This window comes from Kitasatospora sp. NPDC059817 (assembly GCF_042731835.1).
In the GTDB taxonomy this organism is placed as follows: domain Bacteria; phylum Actinomycetota; class Actinomycetes; order Streptomycetales; family Streptomycetaceae; genus Kitasatospora.
The window spans coordinates 37,044-47,040 of record NZ_JBHWIR010000014.1 but is presented as its reverse complement, the minus strand read 5'-3'; the positions used below and the strand labels follow the sequence as shown (position 1 = coordinate 47,040).

10 protein-coding genes are annotated in these 9,997 nt (G+C 70.5%); 6 read left to right on the top strand and 4 right to left on the bottom strand.

The window, feature by feature from the left end:
• Nucleotides 1-111: 111 nt before the first annotated feature.
• The 3 genes from purM to ACFV61_RS05365 all read right to left on the bottom strand — a co-directional run bounded on the left by purM (nucleotide 112) and on the right by ACFV61_RS05365 (nucleotide 3,957).
• Nucleotides 112-1,197 (bottom strand): phosphoribosylformylglycinamidine cyclo-ligase, encoded by a 1,086-nt coding sequence (gene purM, locus ACFV61_RS05375; RefSeq protein WP_063348339.1) that lies wholly within the window; start codon nucleotides 1,195-1,197, stop codon nucleotides 112-114.
• A 79-nt stretch (nucleotides 1,198-1,276) separates the two neighbouring features.
• Complete coding sequence (gene purF, locus ACFV61_RS05370) at nucleotides 1,277-2,860, bottom strand: amidophosphoribosyltransferase (RefSeq protein ID WP_063348340.1); 1,584 nt, start codon at nucleotides 2,858-2,860, stop codon at nucleotides 1,277-1,279.
• A gap of 242 nt (nucleotides 2,861-3,102) precedes the next feature.
• On the bottom strand, nucleotides 3,103-3,957 hold the full coding sequence (locus tag ACFV61_RS05365) for a hypothetical protein (protein ID WP_063348341.1): 855 nt from the start codon (nucleotides 3,955-3,957) through the stop codon (nucleotides 3,103-3,105).
• A gap of 126 nt (nucleotides 3,958-4,083) precedes the next feature.
• Between ACFV61_RS05365 and ACFV61_RS05360 the strand changes: the two genes are divergently transcribed.
• From ACFV61_RS05360 to ACFV61_RS05350, 3 genes are all read left to right on the top strand, one after another.
• Nucleotides 4,084-5,367, top strand: coding sequence for an adenylosuccinate synthase (locus ACFV61_RS05360; protein ID WP_063348342.1), 1,284 nt, complete (start codon nucleotides 4,084-4,086; stop codon nucleotides 5,365-5,367).
• A gap of 125 nt (nucleotides 5,368-5,492) precedes the next feature.
• On the top strand, nucleotides 5,493-6,122 hold the full coding sequence (locus ACFV61_RS05355) for a GNAT family N-acetyltransferase (RefSeq protein WP_380490237.1): 630 nt from the start codon (nucleotides 5,493-5,495) through the stop codon (nucleotides 6,120-6,122).
• A gap of 60 nt (nucleotides 6,123-6,182) precedes the next feature.
• A complete protein-coding gene (locus ACFV61_RS05350) occupies nucleotides 6,183-6,383 on the top strand; it encodes a DUF397 domain-containing protein (protein WP_063348344.1) in 201 nt (66 codons plus the stop codon).
• A gap of 51 nt (nucleotides 6,384-6,434) precedes the next feature.
• Here the strand turns inward: ACFV61_RS05350 and ACFV61_RS05345 are convergent, their stop codons facing one another.
• On the bottom strand, nucleotides 6,435-6,593 hold the full coding sequence (locus tag ACFV61_RS05345; RefSeq protein WP_159398464.1) for a hypothetical protein: 159 nt from the start codon (nucleotides 6,591-6,593) through the stop codon (nucleotides 6,435-6,437).
• A 309-nt stretch (nucleotides 6,594-6,902) separates the two neighbouring features.
• On the opposite strand from ACFV61_RS05345, the gene ACFV61_RS05340 reads away from it, so the two are divergent.
• The 3 genes from ACFV61_RS05340 to metG all read left to right on the top strand — a co-directional run bounded on the left by ACFV61_RS05340 (nucleotide 6,903) and on the right by metG (nucleotide 9,884).
• Nucleotides 6,903-7,754 (top strand): helix-turn-helix transcriptional regulator, encoded by an 852-nt coding sequence (locus ACFV61_RS05340; RefSeq protein ID WP_063348345.1) that lies wholly within the window; start codon nucleotides 6,903-6,905, stop codon nucleotides 7,752-7,754.
• Nucleotides 7,751-7,951 carry a DUF397 domain-containing protein gene (locus tag ACFV61_RS05335; RefSeq protein WP_063348346.1) on the top strand — a complete coding sequence of 67 codons (201 nt, stop codon included), beginning with the start codon at nucleotides 7,751-7,753 and terminating at the stop codon, nucleotides 7,949-7,951. The genes ACFV61_RS05340 and ACFV61_RS05335 overlap by 4 nt, the downstream gene beginning before the upstream one ends.
• 199 nt (nucleotides 7,952-8,150) lie before the next feature.
• Nucleotides 8,151-9,884 carry a methionine--tRNA ligase gene (gene metG / locus ACFV61_RS05330; RefSeq protein ID WP_380490235.1) on the top strand — a complete coding sequence of 578 codons (1,734 nt, stop codon included), beginning with the start codon at nucleotides 8,151-8,153 and terminating at the stop codon, nucleotides 9,882-9,884.
• The last annotated feature ends 113 nt before the right edge of the window (nucleotides 9,885-9,997 follow it).

Genomic DNA, 9,997 nt, shown 5'->3' with positions numbered 1-9,997 from the left:
TTTTGTGCTTGTGCGGGCGGGGGCGCGGTGGGCCGCCCCCCCGGGGGTGTTTGGTGGCGGTTTCTGCCCGGCGTGGGTCGGGCCTGTCACTCTTCCGTCGTCCCGCCGGGCTCAGCCCGCGGTGAAGCCCTCGTAGGCGTTGTAGAGCGCCGCACCGGCCTCGTGCTCGCCGGTGCGCTCGACGATGTCGCCGAGCAGCCAGGCCTCGACGCCGCGGTCCTCCAGGATCGCCAGCACGGCGTCCACCGAGGACGGCGGGACGACCGCGACCATGCCGACGCCCATGTTGAGCGTCTTCTCGATCTCCAGGGTGGCCACCTTGCCGACCTGGGCGACGGTCTGGAAGACCGGCAGCGGGGTCCAGGTGCCGCGGTCCAGGCGGGCGTGCAGGCCGTCCGGGACGACCCGGGCCAGGTTGGCCGCCAGGCCGCCGCCGGTGACGTGCGAGAAGGCGTGGATCTCGGTGGCGCGGGTGAGCGCCAGGCAGTCCAGCGAGTAGATCCGGGTCGGCTCCAGCAGCTCCTCGCCGAGCGTGCGGCCGAACTCCTCGACCTTGCGGTCCAGCTTCCAGCCGGCCTCGTTCAGCAGCACGTGGCGCACCAGCGAGTAGCCGTTGGAGTGCAGGCCCGAGGCCGCCATCGCGATCACCACGTCGCCGGCCCGCACGCGGTCGGCGCCGAGCAGCGCGTCCGCCTCGACCACGCCGGTGCCGGCGCCCGCGACGTCGTACTCGTCCGGGCCGAGCAGGCCCGGGTGCTCGGCGGTCTCGCCGCCGACCAGGGCGCAGCCGGCCAGCGCGCAGCCTTCGGCGATGCCCTTGACGATCGCGGCGACCCGCTCCGGCACGACCTTGCCGACGCAGATGTAGTCGGTCATGAACAGCGGCTCGGCGCCGCACACCACCAGGTCGTCGACGACCATGCCGACCAGGTCGTGGCCGATGGTGTCGTGCTTGTCCATGGCGGCCGCGATGGCCACCTTGGTCCCCACGCCGTCGGTGGCCGAAGCCAGCAGCGGCCGCTCGTAGCGCTTGAAGGCGGACGCGTCGAAGAGGCCGGCGAAGCCGCCGAGACCGCCGACCACCTCGGGGCGGTTCGCCTTCTTCACCCACTGCTTCATGAGCTCGACGGCGCGGTCGCCCGCCTCGATGTCGACGCCGGCTGCGGCGTAGGTGGCGCCGTTCTGGTTGCTGGTCACTACGGTGCGGCCCTCTCGGGTCTGGTGGGGGCTGGAACAGCGGTGGGGCCCCGTTTCGCGGGACCCCACCGTGGATTCGTTACGGGCGGCGCAGCGCGTCGGCCGCGCCCGCCCCGCCGAGCAGCGACTGGACGCCGTCCAGGTCGCTGCCGCTGGTCGGCTTGCCGCGCACGGCCGGCGGCTGCTGGCTGCCCTTGATCTCGGCCTCCAGCAGGAGCTTGCCGAGCAGTGCCGGGTCCGGCAGCTCCATCGGGTACTCGCCGTCGAAGCAGGCCCGGCAGAGCCTGTCCTTGGGCTGCTTGGTGGCCTCGATCATGCCGTCGATCGAGATGTAGGAGAGCGAGTCCGCGCCGAGGGTGCGGCCGATCTCCTCGACGGTCATCCCGTTGGCGATCAGCTCCGCGCGGGTGGCGAAGTCGATGCCGAAGAAGCAAGGCCACTTCACCGGCGGCGAGGAGATCCGGATGTGCACCTCGGCGGCACCGGCCTCGCGCAGCATCCGCACCAGCGCGCGCTGGGTGTTGCCGCGGACGATCGAGTCGTCGACGACCACCAGGCGCTTGCCCGCGATGACCTCGCGCAGCGGGTTGAGCTTGAGCCGGATGCCGAGCTGACGGATGGTCTGGCTGGGCTGGATGAAGGTGCGGCCCACGTAGGCGTTCTTCACCAGGCCGGAGCCGTACGGGATGCCGCTGGCCTCGGCGTAGCCGATCGCGGCGGGGGTGCCGGACTCCGGCGTCGCTATCACCAGGTCGGCCTCGGCGGGCGCCTCCTTCGCCAGGCGGCGGCCCATCTCCACGCGGGAGAGGTGCACGTTGCGCCCGGCGATGCTGGTGTCGGGGCGGGCCAGGTAGACGTACTCGAACACGCAGCCCTTGGGCTTCGCCTCGGCGAAGCGGGAGCTGCGCATGCCGTTCTCGTCGACGGCGATCAGCTCGCCGGGCTCGACCTCGCGGATGAACGAGGCGCCGCAGATGTCCAGCGCCGCCGTCTCGGAGGCGACCACCCAGCCGCGCTCCAGCCGGCCGAGCACCAGCGGGCGGATGCCCTGCGGGTCGCGGGCGGCGTAGAGGGTGTGCTCGTCCATGAAGACGAGCGAGAACGCGCCCTTGACCTTGGGCAGCACGACCTTGGCCGTCTCCTCGATGGAGAGGTCCGGGTGGCCGGCGAGCAGCGCGGTCACCAGGTCGGTGTCGTTGGTCGCGGCGCTCCGCCCGGAGCGGGAGACGTGCTCCTCACCGGGCAGTTCGGCGACCATCTCCGCCAGTTCGGCGGTGTTCACCAGGTTTCCGTTGTGCCCGAGGGCCAGCGAACCGTGCACGGTCGCGCGGAAGGTCGGCTGGGCGTTCTCCCAGACCGAGGACCCGGTGGTCGAGTAGCGGGCGTGTCCGACGGCGATATGCCCGTGCAACGACCCCAGGGAGGCCTCGTCGAAGACCTGGGAGACAAGCCCCATGTCCTTGAAGACGAGAATCTGGGAGCCGTTGCTCACTGCGATGCCCGCGGATTCCTGACCGCGGTGCTGCAGGGCGTAAAGGCCGAAGAACGTGAGCTTGGCGACCTCCTCGCCGGGAGCCCAGACACCGAAGACGCCGCAAGCGTCCTGGGGGCCTTTCTCACCGGGAAGAAGATCGTGGTTGAGTCTTCCGTCACCACGTGGCACGTCTTCGAGTCTAGGGCAGCGGGCACCGGCTTCCGGAACCCGGGCGGCCGGGATTGTCTGGCGATCGGCCGGTAACGCGCGTAGACAAAACCCCTTACCAGGTGGGGATTTCGGGTGGGGGGAATTCCGGCCGGAGGCGGTTGGCCTTGTGGTTCGCGCCTGTTGGGGCGTTCCGTGTGCGGAGAGCCGGGAGTCGGGGCGGCCGCGAAAGTGAGCCTGCTCACCCGGGGTTCACCCCGGCGTCACGCGGCGGGCAGCAACAGGCCCCAGGCGCCCGGGTGGACCGTCCAGGTGCGGGCGCGGACCGGACCGACGGGGTGGCCGTCCGCCTCGTAGCCGAAGCCGCGCCCGACCACCGAGACGCTCTCCGCCCGGGCGCGCACCAGGGCGCCGGGCGCGCGGATCACCACCTCCAGCACGCCCGCGCCGTCCGCCTCGACGCCCGGCAGGGTCAGCTGGACCAGCCGCACCGGCCGGTGCACGTCGGCGAGCAGCCGGCCGTCGGCCTCGACCCGGACCCGGGGATTGTGCTCGGCGCAGGACCGGCCGTCCGCCGTGAGTGCGTTCGCCTGCTCGGCCGCAGCCAGTTTCGCCCATAGCGAACGCCAACCACCCGTACGGCCGGCCGGTCGCCGCGTCCCGGCACCGGTGATCCGCACCCCTCCCAGCGCCACCCCGCCGCCGTCGTCCACCAGCAGGTCGAGCTTGCGCGCCGCACCCGACAGCACCGCCCGCGCGGCCCGGACCGGCTCGCCCGGCACCCCGAGCGCGCGGGCCGCGGCCAGCTCCTCCGACCGGCCGACCGGAACCATGCCCACCGGATCCGCGCCCAGCTCACGCTGGCGGTACAGGGCTTGGAGCACCCGCTGCAACGCCAGGTCGGAACCGATCACGACCGGTCGCCTCCGACCCCGGTGCGAAAGCACCCGGTCGAGTTCGGACGGGCTCTCCGGATAGACCACCTTGACGTCCGCGCCTCCGCAGAGCACGTCCTTCGCGATCCGCACCGACTCGCCGTCGGTGTGCCGGGCCGCCGGGTCGAGGAGCAGCAGGAGCGGCTCGGGGCCGCCGGTTGCGGGCGTGGACAGGGACGACACGACCGGTCCTTCCTCAGGTAATCTCTCGGTGCAAGAGCCCCTTGCGCTACTGCGCCAGGGGCTTCGTCTATCTCGGGGCAGACTGCGGCCTACGCAGGATGCCCCAACCGGAAGGGGTGTACGCCTGTGCCGGCACTCGTGCTCGTTGGCGCTCAGTGGGGGGACGAGGGCAAGGGGAAGGCCACCGACCTCCTCGGCGGCTCCGTCGACTACGTCGTCCGCTACCAGGGCGGCAACAACGCCGGTCACACGGTGGTCATCGGCGACCAGAAGTACGCCCTGCACCTGCTCCCCTCCGGCATCCTCAGCCCTAACGTGACGCCGGTCATCGGCAACGGCGTCGTCATCGACCCGGGCGTGCTGCTCTCCGAGCTGAGCGGCCTCAACGACCGTGGCATCGACACCTCGAAGCTGCTGGTCTCGGGCAACGCCCACCTGATCACGCCGTACCACCGCACCCTGGACAAGGTCACCGAGCGCTTCCTCGGCAAGCGCCGGATCGGCACCACCGGCCGCGGCATCGGCCCGACCTACGCGGACAAGATCAACCGCGTCGGCATCCGGGTCCAGGACCTGTTCGACGAGTCGATCCTGCGCCAGAAGATCGAGGCGGCGCTGCACGACAAGAACCAGATCCTGGTCAAGCTGTACAACCGCCGCGCCATCCCGGCCGAGCTGGTCGTCGAGGAGTACCTCGGCTACGCGGACAAGATCAAGCCCTTCCTCGCCGACACCACCCTCGTCCTGGACCAGGCGCTCAAGGCGAACAAGGTCGTCCTGCTGGAGGGCGGCCAGGGCACCCTGCTCGACGTCGACCACGGCACGTACCCCTTCGTGACCTCGTCGAACCCGACCTCGGGCGGCGCCTGCACCGGCGCCGGCATCGGCCCGACCAAGATCGACCGGGTCATCGGCATCCTGAAGGCGTACACCACCCGCGTCGGCTCGGGCCCGTTCCCGACCGAGCTGCTGGACGAGGACGGCGAGGCGCTGCGCCGCATCGGCGGCGAGCGCGGTGTCACCACCGGCCGCGACCGTCGCTGCGGCTGGTTCGACGCGGTCATCGCGCGCTACGCGACCCGGGTCAACGGCCTCACCGACTTCTTCCTCACCAAGCTCGACGTGCTCACCGGCTGGGAGCAGATCCCGGTCTGCGTCGCGTACGAGATCGACGGCAAGCGGGTCGAGGAACTCCCGTACAACCAGTCCGACTTCCACCACGCCAAGCCGATCTACGAGACGCTGCCGGGCTGGACCGAGGACATCAGCAAGGCCAAGACCTTCGCCGAGCTGCCGAAGAACGCGCAGGCGTACGTGAAGGCGCTGGAGGAGATGTCCGGCGCGCCGATCTCCGCCATCGGCGTCGGCCCGGGCCGCGACGAGACGATCCAGATCAACTCGTTCATCTGAGCCTGATCCGGTCGAGGGCCCTGCGGGACACGTCCCGCAGGGCCCTTCGCTTTGCCCGCTCCGTCAATTTTGCACTAGCGCAGAAGTCCATTGCATCTAGTGCAGCGTGGCGCTACCTTTCCGGCATGACCGCACAGCCGCCCACACCCGTCACCCTCACCGGCCGCCACATCCGCCTGGAGCCCCTCGGCCGCCACCACCTGACCGACCTGTGGGCCGGCGTCGGCCCCGACCCGGAGGTCTGGCGCTGGATCCCCTCCCTCCCGCCGGCCACCGAGGAGGAACTGGGCGCGATCATCGACGCCCGGCTCGCCGAGGTGGCGGCCGGATCGGCGGTGAAGTTCGCCGTGATCGACCTCCCCAGCGGCCGGGCCGTCGGCGTCACCGGCTACTACGACTTCAGGGCCGACGACGAGGTCGTCGAGATCGGCGGCACCTGGTACGCCCGCTCGGTCTGGCGCACGCCCGTCAACACCGAGGCCAAGCTGCTGCTGCTCTCCCACGCCTTCGGCGACCTGGGCATGGGCCGGGTCTACTGGAAGACGGACGCGCTCAACGAGCGCTCCCGCAACGCGATCCTGCGCCTCGGCGCCCAGTACGAGGGCGTCCACCGCCGCGAGAAGCGGCGCGACACCGGCGTGTGGCGCGACACCGCCTACTTCTCGATGCTCGCCGACGAGTGGCCCGTCGCCCGGATCCGCCTCGTCGAGCGCCTTTCGCGCGGTGCCGAACCCTCCGTGCGCCCCCGTTCCTGAACGGCCCCCCGGGAGTTGTCCAGGGTGCCAGGCAGGAACCGGAATGGGAGAAGGCAACCGATGACCCAGCAGTGGCAGAAGTCCACCAGCAGCACCCGGGACGGCAGTGACTCCGTGGAGGTGTCCGTCAACGAACGGGGGCTGATCGAGGTCCGCGAATCCGAGAGCCCCGACGCGATCATCGTCACCACCCCGCAGAAGTTCGCGCTCTGGATCGAGGGCGTGAAGCGCGGAGAATTCGACCACTTCGGCGACGGCTGACCGCACCCTCCGGTGGCCCCCCTCCCGGCGGGGGGCCACCGCTGCCGCGCGCTATTTCTTCTCGACGGCGGCGGAGGAATGGCGGACGACGAACTCACGTTTTGCGGAACGCGGTTCGCGGGGTTGGGCGTTGACCAGCCAGACCAGCCAGCCGACGAATAGGACGGCGAGCAGGAGGGCGGACAAACCGGCGACGAGCAGGCCGTTCACCGGGTAGCGGGAATGCGGTGGGCGGGGACGAGAAGCAGCGGAAGCGGCATGACAGTCTCCGGTCGGTGATGTCGAGCGTGCCGACCATGCATCTGGTGTGTATTTACGGCTGATTGGCGGCTGTTTAGGCCACAACAAGTCAGTGACTGACGCGGGATCGACCATAGGGTCGAGGTGCAAGACTTGCTACCGAGCGGGAGAACGTTCACTCCATCGTGGGGTATCCCCCATTTCAGTAGCTAGGGCCGGGTAAGCACGGCACACTTCACCGGAAGCATCGACCCGAGCCGCGATCCGGAGAAGAGAGTCATGCCACCCCGCTTGTCGCCGACCGTGCGTCAGCAGCGCCTTGGCATCGAGCTGCGCAAGATGCGCGAACGCGTGGGCGTGACGCCCAAGAGCCTGGCCGCCACCCTGGGCACCGACCTGCCCAAGATCTCGCAGATGGAGAACGGGAAGTCCGGCATCAGCGCCGAACGGCTCCGGCTCTGGGCCCGCACCTGCCACTGCTCCGACGGCCCCTACCTCGACGCGCTGCTCGCGATGACACAGGACCGGCGCAAGTACTGGTGGGACGGCTACCGCGGCAGGCTGCCCGGCGGACTCATCGACATCGCGGAAATGGAACACCACGCCGAGTCACTGGCCATCCTGCACACCACCTTCATCCCCGGACTGCTGCAGACCTCGGCGTACGCCTCCGCGGTGTTCGCCCGGGTCCGGCCGCCCATGCCCCAGCCGGACGCCGACGCCCGCACGGCATTCCGGATCCAGCGCCAGCGGCTGTTCACCGAACGCCCGAAGCCGTACGCCGCGTACATCCACGAATCCGCGCTGCGCATGCAGTTCGGCGGGGCGGTGGTGCTGCGCGACCAGCTGCTCGGCGTGCTGGAGGATTCCGAGCGGCCCGGGGTGGAGATCCGGACCATCCCGTTCAGCGTGGACACCTTTCCCGGGTCCGGAGAGAGCCTCTACCTCGCCCGCGGGCCCGTTCCCGAGCTCGACACCGTGCAGATCGACCTCTCGAACGGGCCGAAGTTCGTGCACCTCGACACCGAACTGCAGACCTACCGACAGATCAAGGAGGAGACCGCCGCGGTCGCCCTCGGGCCGGCCGAGTCCCGGGACTTCATCCGGGCCTTACTGAAAGACTTCTCATGACTGAGTGGCGGAAGTCCTCGTCCAGCGGCGAGAGCAACGAGTGCGTCGAGATCAGAGCCGCCGACGGTCTGGTGGAGATCCGCGAGTCGGACCGCCCCGAGATCGTCGTCCGGACCACGCCGCGCAAGTGGGCCGCGTTCGTCCGCGGGGTGAAGGCCGGGGAGTTCGACCGGTACAGCGACTCCGTCGGGCCCTGAGCCGCACCCGACCCCGAGCGGCACCGCACCCGAGCCGCACCCACCCCTGAGCAGCACCGCCCTTGAACCGCACCCACCCCTGAACCGCACCGCCCTCCCGGCCCTGCGGCGGTAGGCTTGGCAGCCCACAGTGGACCCCTGCGCCTGGCACAGCACTCCGGGTGGGGTGCGCGTGCGGGAGAAATCGGAGCATCCGAGGATGGCTCGGCACCTGATCACCAGCGCCCTTCCGTACATCAACGGGATCAAGCACCTGGGCAACATGGTCGGGTCGATGCTCCCGGCGGACGTCTACTCCCGCTACCTGCGCCAGCGCGGCCACGAGGTGCTCTACATCTGCGCGACCGACGAGCACGGCACGCCCGCCGAACTGGCCGCGCAGGAGGCCGGACTGCCCGTCGCCGAGTTCTGCGCCCAGGCGCACGAGGCGCAGAAGGCGGTGTACGACGGCTTCGGGCTGTCCTTCGACCACTTCGGCCGCAGCTCCTCCCCGCAGAACCGCGAGATCACCCAGGAGATCGCCCGCGAACTCCAGCGCAACGGCTTCATCGAGGAGCGCGCGATCCGGCAGGTGTACTCCAACGCCGACGGCCGCTTCCTGCCGGACCGCTACATCGTCGGCACCTGCCCGCACTGCGGCTACGACAAGGCACGCGGCGACCAGTGCGAGAACTGCACCCGGGTGCTGGACCCGACCGACCTGCTGGAGCCGCGTTCGGCGATCAGCGGCAGCTCCGACCTGGAGGTCCGGGAGACCAGGCACCTGTTCCTGCTCCAGTCGGAGCTGACCGACGAGGTCGAACAGTGGATCGCCGCCCACGGCGACGACTGGCCGGTGCTGGCCTCCTCGATCGCCCGCAAGTGGCTCACCGAAGGCCTCCAGGACCGCGCGATCACCCGCGACCTGGAGTGGGGCGTCCCGGTGCCGGCCGACGTCTGGCCGGAGCTGGCGGCCGAGGGCAAGGTGTTCTACGTCTGGTTCGACGCCCCGATCGAGTACATCGGCGCCACCAAGGAGTGGGCGGACGCGGCCCCGGCCGGGCAGGCCCGGGACTGGAAGTCCTGGTGGTACGAGGCCGACCACAGCGTCCGGTACACCGAGTTCATGGCCAAGGACAACGTCCCGTTCCACACCGTGATGTTCCCGGCCACGATCCTCGGCTCGCGCCGGCCGTGGAAGAAGGTCGACTACGTCAAGGCCTTCAACTGGCTGACGTACTACGGCGGGAAGTTCTCCACCAGCCAGAAGCGCGGCATCTTCACCGACGTCGCCCTGGAACTGCTGCCGGCCGACTACTGGCGCTACTTCCTGATGGCGCACGCCCCCGAGTCGGACGACTCCAGCTTCACCTGGGACCTCTTCGCCTCCGTCGTCAACAAGGACCTCGCCGACACCCTCGGCAACTTCGTCAACCGGGTGCTCACCTTCAGCCGCAAGCGCTTCGGCGACGCCGTCCCGGCCGGCCACGCGCCCGGCGAGGCCGAACAGCGCCTCGGCGAGCAGATCGCCACCCTGCTGGCCGAGTACGAGGCCCAGTTGGACGCACTCAACTTCCGCAAGGCCGCGCAGGGGCTGCGCGCGCTGTGGAGCGCGGGCAACGCGTACCTGGACGAGAAGGCGCCCTGGCTCCAGGTGAAGACCGACCCGGACGCGGCGGCGCTGACCCTGCGCACCGCGATGAACCTGATCCAGCTGTACGCGGTGGTCTCCGAGCCGTTCATCCCGACCGCGGCGGCGGCGATGCGCGGCGCCTTCGCCCTGCCCGGGGACGCTCCGGCGGCCGGCCTGTCCTGGGTCGGCCCGGAGCAGGCGCGGGCACTGGACCTGGTGCCGGCCGGGACGGCGTTCACCGTGCCGCCGGTGCTGTTCGCCAAGATCACCGACGAGGACCTGGCCGCCTGGACCACCCGCTTCGGCGGCCAGGAGGGCTGAGCCCCGGGGGGGGGGGGGGGCGCCGGGCGGCCCCCCCCCCCCCAACCCCCCGCCCCGGGCGGGTTAGCGACGCCACCCCCCCGAGGCGCGGAACAACTACCCCCCCCCCCCCG